Annotated in this window: 16 protein-coding genes; 7 read left to right on the top strand and 9 right to left on the bottom strand. The window is 61.4% G+C overall.

Going from position 1 to position 18,146, the window contains the following annotated elements:
* Positions 1-153 precede the first annotated feature (153 nt).
* Entirely contained in the window at positions 154-1,785 is a 1,632-nt protein-coding gene (locus tag DFO48_RS02950) for an ATP-binding cassette domain-containing protein (RefSeq protein WP_114862469.1), read from the top strand.
* Between the two features lie 172 nt (positions 1,786-1,957).
* On the opposite strand, the gene DFO48_RS02945 is transcribed toward DFO48_RS02950, so the two are convergent.
* The 3 genes from DFO48_RS02945 to DFO48_RS02930 form a co-directional block, all read right to left on the bottom strand.
* On the bottom strand, positions 1,958-2,368 hold the full coding sequence (locus tag DFO48_RS02945; RefSeq protein WP_114862468.1) for a hypothetical protein: 411 nt from the start codon (positions 2,366-2,368) through the stop codon (positions 1,958-1,960).
* A 431-nt stretch (positions 2,369-2,799) separates the two neighbouring features.
* Positions 2,800-3,081 carry a YkvA family protein gene (locus tag DFO48_RS02935; RefSeq protein WP_114862466.1) on the bottom strand — a complete coding sequence of 94 codons (282 nt, stop codon included), beginning with the start codon at positions 3,079-3,081 and terminating at the stop codon, positions 2,800-2,802.
* Positions 3,082-3,261: 180 nt separating this feature from the next.
* A complete protein-coding gene (locus DFO48_RS02930; protein ID WP_114862465.1) occupies positions 3,262-3,795 on the bottom strand; it encodes a GNAT family N-acetyltransferase in 534 nt (177 codons plus the stop codon).
* 145 nt (positions 3,796-3,940) lie between these two features.
* On the opposite strand from DFO48_RS02930, the gene DFO48_RS02925 reads away from it, so the two are divergent.
* Together DFO48_RS02925 and tsaA are read left to right on the top strand one after the other, a co-directional pair.
* Positions 3,941-4,366 carry a molybdopterin-binding protein gene (locus DFO48_RS02925; RefSeq protein ID WP_114862464.1) on the top strand — a complete coding sequence of 142 codons (426 nt, stop codon included), beginning with the start codon at positions 3,941-3,943 and terminating at the stop codon, positions 4,364-4,366.
* On the top strand, positions 4,366-4,848 hold the full coding sequence (gene tsaA, locus DFO48_RS02920) for a tRNA (N6-threonylcarbamoyladenosine(37)-N6)-methyltransferase TrmO (protein WP_114862698.1): 483 nt from the start codon (positions 4,366-4,368) through the stop codon (positions 4,846-4,848). The genes DFO48_RS02925 and tsaA overlap by 1 nt, the downstream gene beginning before the upstream one ends.
* A gap of 81 nt (positions 4,849-4,929) precedes the next feature.
* Here the strand turns inward: tsaA and DFO48_RS02915 are convergent, their stop codons facing one another.
* The 3 genes from DFO48_RS02915 to DFO48_RS02905 form a co-directional block, all read right to left on the bottom strand.
* On the bottom strand, positions 4,930-6,057 hold the full coding sequence (locus DFO48_RS02915; RefSeq protein WP_114862463.1) for a suppressor of fused domain protein: 1,128 nt from the start codon (positions 6,055-6,057) through the stop codon (positions 4,930-4,932).
* 99 nt (positions 6,058-6,156) lie between these two features.
* On the bottom strand, positions 6,157-8,601 hold the full coding sequence (locus DFO48_RS02910) for an ATP-dependent DNA helicase (protein WP_114862462.1): 2,445 nt from the start codon (positions 8,599-8,601) through the stop codon (positions 6,157-6,159).
* Positions 8,598-10,271: a VRR-NUC domain-containing protein gene (locus DFO48_RS02905; RefSeq protein ID WP_114862697.1), complete on the bottom strand. Its 1,674-nt coding sequence runs from the start codon at positions 10,269-10,271 to the stop codon at positions 8,598-8,600. The genes DFO48_RS02910 and DFO48_RS02905 overlap by 4 nt, the downstream gene beginning before the upstream one ends.
* A gap of 213 nt (positions 10,272-10,484) precedes the next feature.
* Between DFO48_RS02905 and DFO48_RS02900 the strand changes: the two genes are divergently transcribed.
* Entirely contained in the window at positions 10,485-10,814 is a 330-nt protein-coding gene (locus DFO48_RS02900; protein WP_114862461.1) for a carboxymuconolactone decarboxylase family protein, read from the top strand.
* Positions 10,815-10,864: 50 nt separating this feature from the next.
* Here the strand turns inward: DFO48_RS02900 and DFO48_RS02895 are convergent, their stop codons facing one another.
* Positions 10,865-12,778 carry a potassium transporter Kup gene (locus tag DFO48_RS02895; protein ID WP_199406939.1) on the bottom strand — a complete coding sequence of 638 codons (1,914 nt, stop codon included), beginning with the start codon at positions 12,776-12,778 and terminating at the stop codon, positions 10,865-10,867.
* 218 nt (positions 12,779-12,996) lie between these two features.
* On the opposite strand from DFO48_RS02895, the gene DFO48_RS02890 reads away from it, so the two are divergent.
* The 3 genes from DFO48_RS02890 to DFO48_RS02880 all read left to right on the top strand — a co-directional run bounded on the left by DFO48_RS02890 (position 12,997) and on the right by DFO48_RS02880 (position 15,412).
* Positions 12,997-13,779, top strand: coding sequence for a type 1 glutamine amidotransferase (locus DFO48_RS02890; protein ID WP_003079356.1), 783 nt, complete (start codon positions 12,997-12,999; stop codon positions 13,777-13,779).
* 126 nt (positions 13,780-13,905) lie between these two features.
* Positions 13,906-14,670: a YwqG family protein gene (locus DFO48_RS02885; RefSeq protein ID WP_114862459.1), complete on the top strand. Its 765-nt coding sequence runs from the start codon at positions 13,906-13,908 to the stop codon at positions 14,668-14,670.
* 37 nt (positions 14,671-14,707) lie between these two features.
* Positions 14,708-15,412: a ribosomal protein L7/L12 gene (locus DFO48_RS02880; RefSeq protein WP_114862458.1), complete on the top strand. Its 705-nt coding sequence runs from the start codon at positions 14,708-14,710 to the stop codon at positions 15,410-15,412.
* A 54-nt stretch (positions 15,413-15,466) separates the two neighbouring features.
* Here the strand turns inward: DFO48_RS02880 and DFO48_RS02875 are convergent, their stop codons facing one another.
* Together DFO48_RS02875 and DFO48_RS02870 are read right to left on the bottom strand one after the other, a co-directional pair.
* Entirely contained in the window at positions 15,467-16,915 is a 1,449-nt protein-coding gene (locus DFO48_RS02875) for an efflux transporter outer membrane subunit (RefSeq protein WP_114862457.1), read from the bottom strand.
* Entirely contained in the window at positions 16,912-18,135 is a 1,224-nt protein-coding gene (locus tag DFO48_RS02870; RefSeq protein ID WP_034349638.1) for an HlyD family secretion protein, read from the bottom strand. The genes DFO48_RS02875 and DFO48_RS02870 overlap by 4 nt, the downstream gene beginning before the upstream one ends.
* Positions 18,136-18,146 lie beyond the last annotated feature (11 nt).

The raw sequence follows: 18,146 nt of genomic DNA, 5'->3' as shown, positions 1-18,146 counted from the left end.
CCTAGAATTGAGCACTTTCGCTTTCCAACGAGACTCTTCACCCATGCGCCATTGATGCCGCCGTCTGCTTGACGGCCACCTCCCCTCCTCCCAATCGCTGCCGTCCACATGTGCAGCCTGGGGATGTTAGGCATCAACCCATCGCATGGTCTTATGACAGAAGCTCGCCTGACGCTGCATGGCGTCTCTTACACACTGCCCAATGGGCGGCCACTCTTTTCCAATCTTTGCTGCAACTTCGGCTCACAGCGCACGGCGATGGTGGGTCGCAATGGAGTGGGCAAAACCGTGCTGGCACGCATTCTGGCCGGCGAGTTGCCTCCCGGCAGCGGCGGCGTAACCCGTGCGGGCCGCATTCACTATCTGCCACAGAACCCTCTGGCATCCCATCCAGACCTGAGCATCGCTGCACTGGCAGGCCTGAGCAACATGCTGCTGGCACTGGAGCGTATTGAACAGGGCAGCTGCGAAGCCAGCGACTACGAACTGCTAGCCGAGCGCTGGGACATACGTCAGCAGTTTCAGATGCAGCTCGAGCGGATCGGCCTGCCTCAGCTGGCACCGCAAACACCTGCCAGCCAGCTCAGTGGTGGCCAGGCCATGCGCGTGGCGCTGCTGGGTGCACAACTGGCCCAGGCCGACTTTCTGATTCTGGATGAGCCCAGCAATCATCTGGACGCTGCCAGCCGCTCTGCCCTGGCACAGCAGCTGCAACAATGGCGCAGCGGCCTGCTGCTGATCAGCCATGACAGAGTCTTGCTGGAGGTCATGGACTCTGTTGCGGAACTGACCCCCAGCGCAATCACCATCTATGGCGGAAACTACTCTTTTTACAGAGAAGTCCAACGCCAGAAAACCCAGAGTGCACAAGACGAACTGGCCCGCCTCAAGCTGGAGCGCAGCCGCACCGAGCAGGCCTTGCACACGCTGCAGCAGCGCCAGAGTCGCAGGCAGGCACGCGGTGAAAAGCTGGGAAAGAACGGCAATCAGGCCAAGATTCTGCTGGACGCTGGCAAGGAACGCGCCCAGAGTTCGGGCGGCAAGCTGGCGACCCAGCAGGCCGCAGCGCGCGAAACCCTGAACCAAAACGTGCGCGAGGCCGCCCTGGCACTGCAGCGCCAGGTGGACTGGCAGGCCGACAGCATCCACTGGCATCCGCCTCAAGAGCTGAGGAGCCAGGGAGACCACATCGTTGCCGAGCTGCGTGATGTGCAACTGCCTCACGTTGGGCCGCACCCTCCTCTGAATCTGGTGCTGCGCGCCGGCCAGCGCATGGCCGTCAGCGGCCCCAATGGCTGCGGCAAGTCCATGCTGTTGCAACTGCTGGCAAGGCAGTTGCAGCCGCTGACGGGCGAGTGCTGCCTGAATACGCCGTTTGCGCTGCTGGACCAGCACCAGAGCCTGTTGCAATCCGAATCACCGGTTCTGAGCCAGTTGCTGGCCGCCAGTCCGCGCACGCCCGAGTCGCTGCAACGTATGCGACTGGCACAGGTCGGGCTGGATGCGCGCCATATCGATCAGCCTAGCGGACAACTCAGCGGTGGCGAGCGCCTCAAGGCTGCCATGGCCTGTGCACTTTACCGTGACGAGCCAGCGCAATTACTGCTGCTGGACGAGCCTGACAACCACCTGGATCTGCCATCCCTTCAGGCGCTGGAGAACATGTTGTGCCAATACGCGGGCACGCTGATTATCGTCTCGCACGACAGCATGCTGCTCCGGGCGCTGAAGTTGACGCACCAGCTGAGCTTTGCCGCTGAAACATGGACATTGACAACGCTCTGATCGCTGCAGTCGGCACTGTCACGGTCATTGCCGACTGGCAGGGTCAGCTCTCGGTTGAGCAGCGCCGCGCATCCTGCCCGTAGTTCGGCAATCCCACGAGGCACCTGTGCACACCATGTTTCCGAGCTCCCCGACCATTCACGCGCTTGCCCCTGTTTTCGGTTTCAGAGGTTCAGGAAGTCTTTTTCCAGCTTCTTCCGTCAGTGGAGCGATAGTCACCACCCGTGGCACAGCAACCGCCTGCACCAAAGGCCATTCGCCCCAGTGTGACCCGAAGCACGCCGGCCTCATAACGGATGGATTGACGCTGGCAGGAGGTGAAGAACGGGTATGGCTCGGGTGCCAGCACCTTTTCCCAGCGAACTTCGCCCTTCTCCAAAGGCTCCACAAGAAAGACCTCGCAATCGTGGACCAACAGGAATACCGGCTGGCCTGCCAGCACGCCCTTGAAGACCTGCTCCGGCGTTGCATCACGCGTGGCCTGCGCCTGCTTGCTCAGAGGTGCTTGGGCTTCGCCAGAGTTGCAGCCCGACAGACCTGTCAGCGCCAGTAACAGAAAGGAAAACAAGGGCTTTGCGATCATGAGAGCCCAGTATGCCAGTTGCCTGCAATCGCCACGACTGAAATCGTTTTGGAAAACCAGAGCAGTCAGCCTGTGTTTCCTGTGATCCGCGATATCTTCATGCCCTACTGCATCAGCGCGCGACCACCCCACCATATCGCCCCCTGGAGCACGGTGTCAGACCACCAGCGCAAGCTGTGTTTTTTCAAATCTGCCCCACGTCTCATGCCTTCCGGGCGAGTCTCAAGGCATTGGGCTTCGACCTGAAAACCGACAAGGTCATGAAGCTTGAGCTGGGTGCAGACCAGAGCCATTTCTCTTCGGGTAATGCCACGGCAGAACTCCCGCTCTTGGCAGCGCTTCAATTTCTGGGCACAAGGTCTAGCGGACTTGAAAAAACGGCCAGCGCCTGATGCATCAGCGCTGGTCGCTACGGTTGTAGTGATTGCGACCTAACCGAGCTTGGTGCCCACGCGTTCGCGCAGTGATGCCAGAAGCCCGGCCGGGAGAAACCTGAAAGCCAGTTGCAGCAGCAAAAAGCCGATCAGGCCATCGTCCAGCCAGCCCAGAATGGGGATGGTGTCGGGTACGAAGTCTATGGGGCTGACAATATAGAGCGCCGCCAGCACGGTGAACAACTTGGCCGTCCGGGGCGAGCGCGGGTCACGCAACACGGCCCATGCGAGCAGCAGTTCCTTGCGAAAGCTTGTCAGCAGACGACCCAGTTTCCACATGGCGGTGACCCCTTCAAAGCGACAAAACACCAGCCCTTAGCTTGCGACTGCTCTCAGGAAAAACAAGGGAGCAGCCATTTTCTGGCGGCACAAAATGTATCCAGGAACCCGATCCATTCAGGACATACTCACTGCGGCGCCTTGTAGGCAGCCGCTGAAAGTTATCTTTTTCGGAGCAACTCAACCATCCACCGGATTCAGCGGCGTCTGCAGCGTGAGTTGATAGAAGGCCAGATCCAGCCAGCGCCCGAACTTGAAGCCCACCTGCGGCATCAGGCCCACGGACTCAAAGCCCAGACGCTTGTGTAGTGCAATGCTGCCCGAGTTGGCGGCGTCGATGGCACCAACGAGCACGTGCACATCTCCACGCTGCCTAGCCTCGGCAATCAGCAGCTCCATCAGTTGCTGCCCCAAACCTCGGCCCCGGTGCTGTGGATGGACATAGACCGAATGCTCGACCGTGTACTTATAGGCGGGGTAGGCGCGAAAACCACCCCAGCTGCAAAAGCCCAGCAACCGGCCTTGCGCATCCTCAATGCCGATGACGGGGAAACCGCCTGCACGCTTGGCCTCAAACCAGCTGGCCATGTTTTGTGTCGTGCGCGGCTGGTAGTCGTAGAGCGCCGTGGAGTTGACGATGGCATCGTTGAAAATGTCCAGAATCGCAGCGGCGTGGCGTTCGTGCGTGCATTGCACGATGTTCAGATCACTCATTTCTTGGCCTCAGGCACCCAAATTAGAGACGGTATTATGGGCAAGGACCAAGCAGTCGTGGCCTGCGCAGCGTTTAACTGCACAGGCCTGGGTGCTATAAGAATAGATCCGGCTTCCTTCCCGCCGGGATTTTCAGGAAACCCTCATGCAAAGCAGCGCACGCAACCAGTTCAAGGGCAGTGTCTCCCATATCAGCCACGGCATCGTTACCGATGAAGTCCAGATCCGTACTGAACACAATGCTGAGCTGGTGGCGACCATCACGCATGGCAGCGCCGTCAGCCTGGGCCTGAAGGCCGGAAGCGCCGTGATCGCCATGGTCAAGGCGCCGTCCGTGATGGTGGTGACGAATTGCGAAGGCGTGCGCTTTTCGGCGCGCAACCAGCTCAACGGCAAGATCACCCGAATCAAGCCCGGCGCGGTGAATGCCGAAGTGACCATAGACGCCCAGGGTCTGCAGGTAGTGGCCATGATCACGCAGGAGAGCACCGAAAACCTGGGCCTTGCCGTGGGCAAGACGGCCACCGCCTTGTTCAAGGCTTCTCAGGTCGTGCTTGCGGTGCTGCCTTGATTAACGAATCTATTGTTCTGCAGCCGATAGGCCGCATACACAGCCCGTTCAAGCATGCCGTGGGCATGCCCATACAGACCATTGCTGCCCAGCAGCATGAGGGAAAGATAGAGGTTTTTGCGCCTTTTGCCGCGGGCTTGCGCGATGTGCAGGAGTTTCAATACCTGATCCTGCTCACGCACCTGCATGAAGCCACGGAAAAGCTTGAAGTCGTGCCCTTCATGGACACCAGCAGTCACGGCGTGTTTGCCACAAGGGCACCTGCGAGGCCCAACCGCATTGGTCTGTCCATTGTCGAGCTGCTTGGCATGGACGGATGCTGGCTGCATTTCCGCGGTAACGACATGCTGGATGGCACGCCCGTGCTCGACATCAAACCCTATGTGCCCCAGCTGGATGTGCGCGAGACAGAACGCATAGGCTGGTTTGCCAGAGGGCTGGATCAGTTGCCGGGCAGACTCTCCGACGAGCGTATGCGTTAAGAGCTATTTATTTTCCGAGCTGGAACAGCCGATGCGTCCATCCCCAAAGCGCATGCAGCTAATTGATGCATGGCATGGCACTTAGCGCTCTTCGTATCTGCCGGTCACGCGCCCCTGGCTATCCGTCACCACACTGCTCTTGACCTGCCAGACCAGACCATCGAGTCCTGGCACGGTGTACTCGCCGTCGCGCCCCTTGACGGCCTGCTTCCAGGCCTGCATCTGAGCCTGGGTCAGGCTAAGCTTGAGCTCATGGTCGCTATGCCAGTCCAACATCCCGCCTTCGCTGTCGCCGGCAGGCACCAGCTCCAGGGTGGAACCATCACCTGCCAGAATCAGCGGACGGCCATGGGGCAGGCGAGCCGGCAGCATGGCCTTGAGGTCGCGCACGCCCAGGCTTCCCAGACGTATCACTGTCTGCGGGCTGCGCAGCAGGCGCTTGCGGTGACTGAAGCCAAGCACATCGTTGTAGAGCACACCCGTCTTGGAGCCTTCACGCGCCGCACCAGCATCAATGGCGGCCTGGACATCGGGCAGATCATGCAGGCTGGGCCGCGCCAGGTCGGTGATCCACAGCGGCATATAACTCTGCAGGGAATGCAGCGCTCCCTGCACATTCCAGCGGCGTACCTCGCGCAACTCGTCACTGGTCAGCCCCACCAGCTGCAAAAACATCAGGTCGCCATAGGGCGTATGAATGGCCGGCAACTCCGGATCCAGCGCAAAGCCCATTTCGGTCAGCAGCGTGTCGGCGTCAGCCTTGATAGGACCGTTGGCCGTCATCCAGTGGCCGGGAGCCAGCACATTGCCAGTGCGAAATACATATCGAGCAATATTTTGCAAAAAGTTAACAGGCCAACTAGGTGGCTCCTGCTCACTGGCGGCACGCATCAGTCTGAAGCTCAGCTCGAAACCATAACCACTGGGCTTGCCTGGAGCGATGTCGTAGCTATCATCCAGATCGCCATACAGGTCGCTGAAACCATAGCTGACATAGTGCCAGTGCGGCGCACCCTGCTCGCTGCGATAGACGCTGACCCCGTCCAGCGGCTCTTCTCCCCCTAGACGAAACTTGATCAGCGTCCCGAAATGCACGGGCTGCTGATCGCCATAAACCGTCTGCAGCACCCCATCAATTGCATCCCATCCCTGGCTGCCCTCTTGCCCGTTAGCGTGGGTTTGAGAGTCGTAGGTTTCGCGGGAATTCATGGCCTTTTTCTCCTTTGCCCCAAGTATCAAGGCAGGCGAAAGCCGTTCGAGCAGGATTACAAACGGAGATGTGAGCGAGCGTTTCTTGCAACCATGCGTTCAAAAACCTCGGCCGCCCACTTCAATCTGCCACCAGGCTGGCAGCAGTGCACGCACCTCGGCGCGCGCGAAGCGGTCGTCCATCAGCACCAGAACGCCACGATCGTACTCGCTGCGTATGACCCGGCCAGCTGCCTGCACCACCTTGCGCAGGCCAGGGTAGAGATAGGTATAGTCATAGCCCAGCCCCACTCCCATGGCCTGATCCATGGCTCGCTGCATGGCTTCGTTGACAGGATTGAGCTGGGGCAGACCCAGCGTGGCAACAAAAGCACCGATCAGACGGCTGCCGGGCAGATCCACGCCTTCGGAGAACGCCCCGCCCAGCACGGCCAGACCCAGGCCCCGACCGCCCTCGACAAAGCGGGCCAGGAATTCGGCACGCGCGGCTTCGTCCATGCGGCGCTGCTGCAGCCATAGCGGCAGCTGCGGGTGCAGACGTTCCAGAGTGGCGGCAACCTGCTGAAGATAGTCAAAACTGCTGACAAAACACAGATAGTTGCCAGGCAGTCGTGCGTATTGCTGCGCGATCAGCTCGGCCATGGGGGTCAGCGATGCATCGCGATCTCGCCAACGTGTCGAAATATGGCGTGCGATATGCACCTGCAGCTGCCGGGCTGCGAACGGCGCCGGAACATCCAGCCAGGCCGTATCCGCAGGCAGCCCCAGTAGATCGCGATAGAACTGTGGCGGACTCAGCGTACCCGAAAACAGCACCGTGGCCTGTGCCGCCTCATGGCGTGCCGCCAAATGCGGCGCGGGCACCACATTGCGAATGCACAGCGTGGATGTCGGCGTACGCACTCTGCTCGCACGCTGCAGCGGCGTGGCCAGTTGAATATCAAACAGCGCATGCGGCCCGAACTGATCAGCCAGCGCCTGAAAATGCAGCAATTCCCAGTAAAAATCCAGCAAGGCATGGTCGGCAAGTGCAGGCTGCCCTCCTGTGGCCGCATGACCGACTATCTCCTGCTCAGCCAGCTGATCCGCTATTGCGCCTGCGGCCCGTTGCATGGCGCCCAGCAGCACACCAGGAATGCTCTCGTAGCTTTGGTAACTGGTCTGATCCTGGGCCTTGTTCAGCGCCTGCCACTGGCGCTGCAGTGCATCGAGTGCCTTTTTGACAGCACCTGTCGCGCCCTGGCGAGCCTGCGCCAGATCAAGCTGAGACAGCGGTGCCGTATACATGCTGCGTGCGCGCTCCAGCAGATTGTGCGCCTCGTCCACCAGCACACCCACACGCCAGTCCTGCTGCAAGGCCAGCGCATAGAGCATGGCGGCACTGTCGTAGTAATAGTGGTAGTCGGCCACCACCACATCGGCCCAGCGCACCAACTCTTGCGACAGATAATAGGGACAGATGCCATGCTCCAAGGCCAGAGTCCGCAACGCCGGTCCATCCCAGAGCGGCAGTTGCAGCGCCTGTTGCCTGGCCGCAGGCAGTCGGTCAAAGAAGCCACGCGCTAACGGACAGGACTCTCCATGGCAGGCCTTGTCGGGATGCTCACAGGTCTTTTCGCGCGCCTTCATGTCCAGGACACGCAGTGGCGCAAACGATGCCGATGCCGATGCCGATGCCGATGCCGATGCCGATGCCGATGCCGATGTCGATGCCGGCAAGGCTTGCTGCAGCTGGCCCAGCGCATGCAGGGCCAGTCCATGGCCAGTGCCCTTGGCAGTGAGAAAGAACAGCTTGTCCAGACCGGCTGCATCAGCCTCCGAGGCCCCCTTGGCCATGACTGCTGCCATGCTCTTGAGCATGGGAAAAATCGTAGCCAGGGTCTTTCCGATGCCGGTCGGGGCCTGGGCCATCAGGCAACGACCGCCTTCGATGGCATGGGCCGTACGATAGACGGCCACGGCCAGCTCCCGCTGCCCGGATCTGAAAGCCGGCATGGGAAATTTCAGCTGCGCCATGGCCCCATCGCGCGCCTGACGGTGGGCGTCCTCGCGACGTGCCCATTCGAGATAACGGGCACATTGCAACTCGAAAAAGGCTTGCAGTTCGGTGGCAGAGCACTCTTCCACCAGCACGGTCTCCTCTGCGCTGCCGATCTGGAAATAAACCAGCGCCAGCTTGATCCGCTCAAGGCCGCGCTCCTGACACAGCAAATGACCATAGACCCTGGCCTGGGCCCAGTGCAAGGCCCGGTGATGAGGGCGCACGCCGTCGAGCCGGCCCCGGTACGTCTTGATCTCTTCGAGTTGCTGCTTGACGGCATCGAAGCCATCGGCCCGGCCGCGAACCTGCAGCTCTTCGAACCGGCCGCTGAGCGCCAGCTCCGTTTCGTAGCCACTGATGTTTTTACGCCGTTTCTGCACCACGGCATGGCCTTCCATACCCTCCAGCGCACTGGGCGCAGGCGTGAAGCGCAGATCCAGATCGCCGCCGCGCGCCGTGAACTCGCACAGTGTGCGTACTGCCACGCTAAGCGCAGGCTTCATGGCGCGCCACCTTCGTCACGCCACTGTACATGGCAGACGCTCACGGGAATGCCCTGCTCCGTGCAATAGGCCAGCCAGCGAATCTGGTTGTCCTGCAGCTTGTCACCCGGCGCTTTGACTTCCACCAGCTCATAGCGTGAACCGGAATCGGACCGCCGGGGCCAGAAGCGCACCAGATCGGGAAAGCCGGTGCGGTTGGCTTTCACATCCAGCAGCAGCCGTGTGAACAAAATCCGCAGATGGACTGCAGGCATGCAATCGAGCGCCAGCTCCAGCAGTTCTTGCGTCAATGTGCCCCAAAACACGAACGGCGACTGGACCCCTTGCTTGTCGGCAAAACGCCGGCAAATCGAGGCCCGATAGCGACCGTCCTCCAGCTCGGCCAGACAGGCGTCAAACATGGGCTGGCGGCGCAGCACAAAATCCGGTGCGCCCAGATCGGACGGCCCACTCTGGAAGGGATGAAAAAACGCCCCCGGCAGCGGCGCAAAGATGGCGGGCCAGCACAGCAGACCGAATAGCGAGTTGACCAACGCGTTCTCCACATAGAACACCGGCGCATCGTCTCTATGCCAATGGAATTGAAGCGCGAACTCCACCGCCATGGGCTGGGTGGGTCGGTCCAGCAGCACATCGCTGCGCAGGGCCGCCACGGCCGGGGCCAGAGCAGGCTGGCGCCCCGCAGCCACCAGCCCCAGGCTGCGGCTCAGACGCGGCAACATGCGCGCCACGCGCTGACGCTCCTCTTCACTTTCAGGCGCGGCTTGCGCCTGGCTGGCAAGAGCCAGCGCCTGGTCGAAGCATTGCATGCGCTCCAGCACGCGAATATGACGGTGACGTGCACCCGCATAGCGGCTGGCCCCATAGGCCTGAGCTGCCAGCGGCCAGTCCTGCAGCCTCTCGCACTCCTGGCCAAGCTTCAGCAGGACCTTGGCCCTGCGCATGTCCAGCCACGGGTTTTCGCTATGGTTTTCAACAAGTGCAGGCAGCAGTTGTGCGGGCTCCACGCCTTCATCGAGAGCCTGGCGCCGGGCCGATATCTCCAGATAGAAGTCCAGATCTTCGCGGCGCTGAAATGCGCGCGAGTCAGCATCCAGCGCCACCGGCTCATAGCGGAAAATACCGAGGTCGGCCAGCACGAACTCCGACCAGTCCTGATAGAGATTGCCAAAGAACATCAGCCTCAGACGCTCTCCCAGCTCGCCCACCATGACGCGCCAGACTGGCTCCACGGCCCCTGGGTACCAGACGGCATAAGACCGGGGCTCGGGTTGCCTCTCGGCCAGCAGCTGCAGCATCTCGGCCTTACGCATGGAAGAACACAGTTCAAAACCAGTCAAGATCCGCAATAGCTCGGGTTTGGTGTGCAGGCCGAACAGCTCGACCACCTCCATGGGCTCGGTGGCACTGAGCCAGCCACGCTCAAGCAGGGGCGCTGCGGCATCAACCGTCACTGGAATCTCCTCGTAGGCCAGCTTGCTGGCGCGAAACCAGGGCCCGCGCCGCATCAGCATGCGTACCAGCAGCGCCCTGGAGCTCTGTGGCAGGCGTGCAAAGCCGGCGATGAAATCAACCTCCTGCTCGCTGAGCAGATCGCCATAGCGCTGCGCCAACCAGTCCAGCGCCTGCTGGAAGTTGTGCAGATAGTAGAAGCGGTGCGGCGGAAGAATGGCGGCTTGGGATTCGGTCACGATGACGCATTACAAAATGCTTGGCGAGAAGATGGGTGGATGCCAACGATGGGACCTGTATTTTCATACAGTTCGAAAATCCCTGCAGATTCACCCACTCAACGATTGCTGCTCAGCGGACGAAACGCTTGTAGCTTGAATGCCCGATGACAGTGGCACACAATCAAAGCTTCATTCAACAAGGAGCAGGCAATGCTGGACTGGAACGAATACCGCAAGGAATTGGCAGGCAGCCTGGGAGAGTTTTCCGAGTTGAGCCCAGGCACCATGGAGGGCTACAAGGCCCTGTCCAGCGCGGGCAAGAAGACCGCTCATCTTGATGCCAAGACTCGCGAGCTGATTGCGATTGCCGTGGGCGTTACCACGCGCTGCGACGGCTGCATTGCCGTGCATACCAAGGCTGCCAAGGCAGCCGGTGCCAGCCGGGAGGAAATTGCCGAAGCTCTGGGTGTGGCTGTGGCCTTGAATGCGGGCGCCGCCATGGTCTACTCGGCGCGGGCCCTGGACGCTTTGGACGAATAAGACTCTAAAAACATGGTAGCCAGTGCTTGGCTGGCTTGCCTCCCTACCATTCAAAGCACGACCTGCGTGCCCAGCTCCACCACCTGGTTGGCTGGCAACTTGTAATAAGTCGCCGCGCTGGCCGACTGTCGGGACATCCAGCCAAACAGAGCGCAGCGCCAGGCGGAAAGACCGCCGGGCCCGTCCACCACCTGCACCCTGGCCACGAAAAAGCTGGTCGTCATGGGGTCCAGATTCGGTATCTCGCCATCGACATCCGGTGCAATCCGCTGGAGCGCCGCCGGAATATCAGGCTGCTCGCGAAAGCCGAAATGCATGTCCAGTGCCCAGACCCCATTGCACATGGGCTTCAGTTGCAGGCGCTCGCCATCATGCACATACGGCGTGTTCTCGTTGATCACGTGGAGAAATACCGTCTGCTCATGCATGACCTTGAAATGCTTGAGATTGTGGAACAGCGCGTTCGGCACCAGCTTGGGGTCGGAAGTCAGATAGACGGCCGTGCCGGACACTACCGGCACGCCGCTCATGGGCGAGCTCATCAGATCGCTCATGGGAATATCAAGGCGACGGCGATGTTCGGCCACCAGTTGGGTGCCGTCGCGCCATGTCGTCAGCGCAATGAAGATGATGGCGCCCAGCGTCAGCGGCAGCCAGCCGCCCTGCTCCAGCTTGGTCAGGTTGGAGGCAAAAAAACCTATCTCCAGCACCGCAAAACAGGCCAGTGCTGCCAATGTGGCGACTCTTGCGCGGCTGCGCCCCAGATAGACCACAAAGCCCACCAGCATGGTGGTGATCAGCATGGTGCCCGACACGGCAATGCCATAGGCCGCCGCCAATGCCCCCGAGGACTTGAAGGCCAGCACCAGCGCGATCACGGCCAGCAGCATCAACCAGTTCACGCTGGGGATATAGATCTGCCCCTGCTCCTGATCGGAGGTATGCAACACACGCACACGCGGCAGATACCCCAGACGGCTGGCCTGCAGCGTCATGGAATAAGCCCCCGAGATGGTCGCCTGCGAGGCAATCACCGTGGCAGCCGTGGCCAGCACCACAAAAATCAGCAACCAGGACGGCGAAGCCAGCAAGAAAAAGGGATTGCTGGCCGCAGTCGCATCGCGCAACAGCAACGCGCCCTGGCCGAAGTAATTGAGCATCAGAGCCGGGAACACCAACCCATACCAGCCCAGACGCACGGCCCGGCTGCCGAAGTGACCCATATCGGCATAGAGGGCCTCTGCACCTGTCATGGCCAGAAACACGGCCGATAGCAGGAAGAAGGCCTTGTCCGTGTGTTGCACGGCGAAGCGAAGCGCATGCAGCGGGTTGACGGCCTCCAGCACCATGGGCGTCTGCACAATGCTGGCCACACCTGCCCAGGCAATGCATAGGAACCAGACAATGGTGACCGGGCCGAACAGCCTCCCCACCACACTGGTGCCCTTCATCTGAATGGAAAACAGTCCGATCAGAATACCTATCGTGATAGGTACGATGAAATGCTCGAACTCTGGCGTGGCAATGCTCATGCCCTCCACGGCAGAGAGCACAGAAATCGCCGGCGTGATGATGGCATCACCATAGAACAGTGCAGCCGCAAACACGCCGGCCCCGACCACAAAGCGGGAGCGGCGCGACTGATCGCCCATCACGCGGTGGGCCAGCGCCGTCAGCGCCAGCACGCCGCCCTCTCCATCGTTATCGTGGCTGAGCACCACCCACACATACTTGATAGCGACGATGACGATCACAGCCCACAGCAGGGCCGAGAGCGCGGCCAGCACATTTTCGGGACCCACCGTCAGCCCATGTGTGCCTGTAAAAGCCTCCTTGAAGGCATAGAGCGGGCTGGTGCCGATATCGCCAAAAACCACGCCCAAAGCCGCCAATGTCAGTGCCGACTGGCTGCTGCCCTGCCCCGTACTCCCAGCCCCATGAAGCCCGTGTTTGCTTTGTGACATAGCCATGCTTTTGCAGTGATAAAGGCCACCGCAGCCGGGCGGCGGCAGCCCAGTATGGCACGCTGACGGAAATTGAGAAGCCTGGATGACGCCGGACCGAGCTGTCTTTCTTTATGCAATCTTGATAGCAGCAGCCACAATCCATACTAGGGCTTGAGGCCTGATTTTCTAGATTCAAGGCTTCACAACAACCGGCTTGCCCTTCAAGCCCGTCTCCCATGAAGCCTGTCGCCATCCTCCAGCACGAAGCATCGCAAGGTCCCGGCATCCTGCTCGACCATCTGCGTCAGCAAGACATTGCCCATGTGCTGCTAGATCCCTGTGCCGAAGGCGCGGCCCCGGCCAATGCGCGCGACTATCGCGGCATCATCGTGCTGGGCAGCAACCATTGCGCCAACGAGCAGTTGCTCTGGATCGATGAAGAGCGCTGCCTGCTGCAAAGTGCCCTGCAGTACGACATCCCCGTGCTGGGCCACTGCTTCGGCGCGCAAATGCTGGCCCGCGCCATGGGCGCACGCGTATGGCGCAACCCCTGCCCGAACATAGGCTGGAGCGAAGTCCGTATCACCCCCAGCGCCCAGCAACTGATGAACCTGCCCGCGCAAGCCACCATCTTCAACTGGCATTACGACACATTCGACATTCCGATGGCCGCCAGGCGCACCATGTACGGACAGCATTGCCTGAACAAGGGCTTTGTCCATGGCCGGCAATGGGCGTTTCAAGGCCATCTGGAAGTGACCGCAGACAGCGTGCGCCAATGGTGCGGCGAGGGCCACGATGAGCTGCTGCAGGCCCGGGGACCGGCCGTTCAGAGCGAGGCCCAGATCCTGAACCGGCTGCCGCAACACATAGACCGGCTGCATGCCATGGCTCTGCGCACCTACAAGGCATGGACCGATCAGTTGGACAGGCCGGTGTCGGTTTCGTGCAGCAATTCCTCGGAAGCTTTGAGCCGATTTCGCCTTAAGTCCAATGCATACCTTCGCATGCAGCTATGAATTTGCAAGCATCAGAGTCCAGGAATGCAATGAACAGACGTTTTTTTGCATCTGGCGGACGGTCTCTGGCAAGGCACGGCCGCTGTCTGGGTCAGAATAGCCTGCAAACTCACTGCTCCAAGCTTCATGGACTTCACAACGCTTGAAAAACACCTGGATGCCTCGCCACTGCTGAAGGCGCACAAGCAATACTTTCTGAATCTGGCCCAGCCCGCCGTGGCCATTCGCCTGGGCCACACAATGGGCACGCCCCTGCAAAGCCGCTTTGGCGGCCAGCCCATGGTGCCTGCGGGCTTTGCCTGGCCCGAGCATCCGGACGGCCACTACCTGTTTGTCGGACAGGTCAACTTTGCCGAGCTCCCGGGCGGGCCCGGCCGCCCTGCAGAGCTGCCGGCCAGCGGCCTGCTGTCGCTGTTCTACGGCTTTGACGAGGACGACGCCATCTTCTGGCGCGACCAGGACTATCTCAAGGCCTTCTACTGGCCGGACATCAGCGACATGCATGAGATCCAGGCTCCCCACCAGTGGGTCACGGACAGCCGTGCGCTTCAGTTTGAGAACGGCATCGACCTTCCTCGTCACGAGGAGCTGCGCAAGGACTGGCCAGTGGAGTTCGATGAACTCCAGGACTGGCTCCATGGGCTTGAGGAAAGCGGCGATCTGCCTCGCGACTATCTGCTGGGCCGCCCCTCCTGGGACAGCCTGGGCTACGACCCCACGCCCGAGGCCGAGGAACACCCCGGCAGCTCGCACTGGCGCTCTCTACTGACGCTGCAGTCGCATGAGCAGTTCCACTGGTGCTGGCAGGACGGCGCACGCCTCATGGCCTTTATCGAGGATGCCAGGCTACGCGCCAGGGACTTCAGCCATTTGCAGGTGGACTGCGGCTGACGCCGGGTTCAACAGCCACAACCATAAAGAGCAGTTCATGCCCACACAAATTTCAGCAGAGATCCTCAGGCACTGGCAAAACGGTCACAAGATCGAAGCCATCAAACAGCTGCGCGAGCAAAGCGGGCTGGGTTTGAAGGAGGCCAAAGACCTGCTGGAAGCCAGCGACGAGCCGGACTTTGTCCAACATGGCGCAGCAGAGCGGACGCAGGCCATGCAGCAGTTGCGCGAGCAGCTGGACAAACTGGGCATGAAGGATGCCACTTTGCTGCTGGATCAGCTGAATCGGGCCGACACCGTGCCCGGCAGCTCCTTCTCTTCCATCAAGACCACCACCACGACCGTCAATGGCAAGACCACCACCAGCGTCACCGTGAGCGGCGATCATGCAGAGGCCATAGAGGCGTTGATGTCCGGCGCGAACACAGTGCCCGCAGAAACCAGGGCCGAGGTGGAAGACGCCATGGCACGCGGCAACAAGATCGAGGCCATCAAGCTGCTGCGCGATGCCACGGGCCTGGGTCTTGCCCAGGCCAAGGACCATATCGATGCGGCCATGGATGGGATTGCGCTGGACTGGCAGATCCTGCAACGGCAATCGGTGCAGGCCAGCGTACCAAACCGCTTTCAGCCCGGAGCGCCATCGCCGGGAGAAGTCCCCAGAGGGCAAGGCCGGTATCTGTGGCTGCTGGTGCTGGCACTGGCTGCCGTCGGCCTTTGGTATTACTTCAAGATGCTTTAAACCCATAAAACACAGGCGGAGAAGGCTCACTTTCCAGGAGCTTTCGGCTCAGATTCAAGGTTGCGGGGCAGTTGCATCGGCCAACTGCCAGCCGCCACCCAGTGCCTGGTACAGCGCCACGGCGTTTTCCAGCTGGCTCTGACGCAGGCGCAGCACTTCCTGCTGCACGGCAAACAGATTGCGCTGGGCATCCAGCTCCTCCAGATAGCTGGCGTAGCCGGCCTCATACCGATCCTTGGCAAAACCCAGGGTACGACCAAGCACTTTTTCGCGTTCCTTGGCATGCTCCCACTGGGCTTGCAGCTGCTGGGAACTGACCAGGGCTGTTTCCACATCGCCAAAGGCCTTGATGACCACACCGCGATAGGCATAGGCGGCCTGATCGCGCTGGGCAGATGCCGCATCGAACTGGCCCTGCAGGCGACCGCCGTTGAACAGCGGGGCCAGAATGCTGCCGCCCAACGACCAGACCCGGGCCGGGTTGTAATTCAGCGCGTTGATGAACAGGCTGCCGAAGTTCGCACTCAGGCTCACCTGCGGCAAAAAGGACGCGCGCTGTGCCGCAAGATTGCTGTCGCTGGCCGCCAGCAGCAGCTGGGCACGTGCAATATCGGGGCGGCGCTCCAGCAAGCCCGATGGCAAGCCAGGTGCAGGCATGGCAGGCAAGCTCATGGACTCGAGCCTGGCATGGTCGCTCAATGTGGTACGGGCCAAGGCCTGTGCCTGGTCGTCACCGCTGCCGCCCACCAACTGCATCAGCACTATGCGCTGGCGCTGCAGCGCCAGAGACAGCTGCTGCACCGATTGCCGCACGCTTTCCAGCTCGGCCAGCGCCTGGCTTTGCTGCAGCTGCGAGATATAGCCCACACGCACCTGGTCGGTGAGCAGGCGCACCGCTTCCTCGCGCGACTTCACCGTATCCTCGGCCACGGCCAGCTGGGCCTGCAGCGAGCGCAGAGCGATATAGGCCTGCGCCACGGTCGCGGCCACCGTCAAATGTACTGCGTCGCGATCCGCCTGGCTGGCCTGCAGGCGCTGATCGGCGGCCCGGCTCATACTGCCCAGGCGGTCCCAGAGATCCAGCTCCCAGCTCGCTTGCAGCACGGGCTGGGCCGAACGCACATGCACCATCTGGCCGGTTCTCGCGCTCAAGCTGCGGTTGGCCGAGCCCGTTGCGCTGAGCGACAGCTGCGGTGCAGCCGCCGAGCCCGTCACATCGAGATTCGCGCGTGCCTCCTCCACCCTGGCCAGGGCTGTGAGTACATCGTTGTTGCGCGCAAGCGCCAGTTCCACCCAGCGACTCAGCTGCGCATCACCAAAGGCCTGCCACCAACCGGTCTGGACTACGCTGGCACCACCTGCGGCCTGATCCGTGCTCCAGCTGGCCGGCACCGCAGGCTGAGCGCTGTCCGGGGCCCGGGTCAGACTGGGCACGCTGCAACCAGCCACGAGGAATGCCAGCGCCAGGGGCAAGGCACGCACGGTATGAAGGGCGTTCTTCATGGCTTGGCCTGTTCGGATGCAGAAGCTGCGGGCGCTTGAGATTTTTGAGCCAAATCGGCATCAATCGCCTGCTGGGTATGCGCTGAATGCTCTACTTTTTGTGCAGTATCGAGGCGCACGATGACCGACATGCCGGGGCGCAGACGCGCCGCATCGGCCTGACCCTCATCGATGGCTATCTTGATGGGCAGACGCTGGACGACCTTGGTGAAATTACCCGTGGCGTTGTCGGCCTTGAGCACGCTGAACTCCGAACCCGTGGCTGGCGCAATCTCCAGCACATGGCCCGTGAGGCGCAAGCCGCCCAGTGCGTCCACGCTGAAGCTCACGAGCTGGCCGATCTGCACCCGAGCGGTCTGGGTTTCCTTGTAGTTGGCCACCACCCAGTAAGTGGGCGGCACCACATACATGAGCTGCGTACCGGCCGCCACGTACTGGCCCTTGCGCACCGATACCTCGCTGACCTGTCCATCGCTGGGAGCATGGACCACGGTGTTGTCCAGATTGATCTGGGCCTGACGCAGCAGCGCTTCAGCCATCTGCACCTGGGCCTTGAGAGAGTCACGGCCCACGGTCGTGGCCTTGATCTTTTCCTGGTTGATCGCGATGTCGGCCTGGGCCTTGGCCACGTTGGTCGCGGCCAGGCGCGAGGTGGCGCGCACCTTGTCGCGTTCGTTCAGAGACACAGAGCCTCGCTCGGCCAGCTCCTGCACACGCTTGAGCTCCGCCTGCGAGCGCTGGGCCTCTGCCTCCACGGCAGCCAGACCGGCGCGGCTGGCACTCAGCGTGGCACGGTTCTGGGCCTGTGTCTGTTCCGAATTGCTCAGCTGCGCCTGGGCATTGGCCAGTTGCGCCTGGGCCTGGGCGACGGCCGCTTCATAGCTGCGGCTATCGATGCGCACCAGCGGCTGGCCGGCCTTGACCTGCTCATAATCCTTGACCAGCACCTCCGTCACGTAGCCATTGACCTGCGGAGCCAGCACGGTGACGGCACCACGCACATAGGCATTGTCCGTGGTCACCACCGAGCTGTTGAAGGGCCACAGATTCCAGGCCCGCAACACGAGCAGCATGCCTGCCAGGGCCACGACCAGCATGATGAGCACGCTGCGCAAAGAAGGCTTGATCTTTTTTGGCGTGGGAGGCAAGGCTGCAGCGGGTGAAGGGGCAGCTGTCGCCGCAGAGGCTGCGGGGGAATGGGGTTGTTGACTGTCGCTCATGCTCAATCTCT

Origin of the sequence: Comamonas sp. AG1104 (assembly GCF_003350425.1) — a bacterium.
GTDB lineage: Bacteria > Pseudomonadota > Gammaproteobacteria > Burkholderiales > Burkholderiaceae_C > Comamonas > Comamonas testosteroni.
Note: the sequence above shows the minus strand (reverse complement) of the source record. Positions and strands in the feature narration are given on the sequence as shown.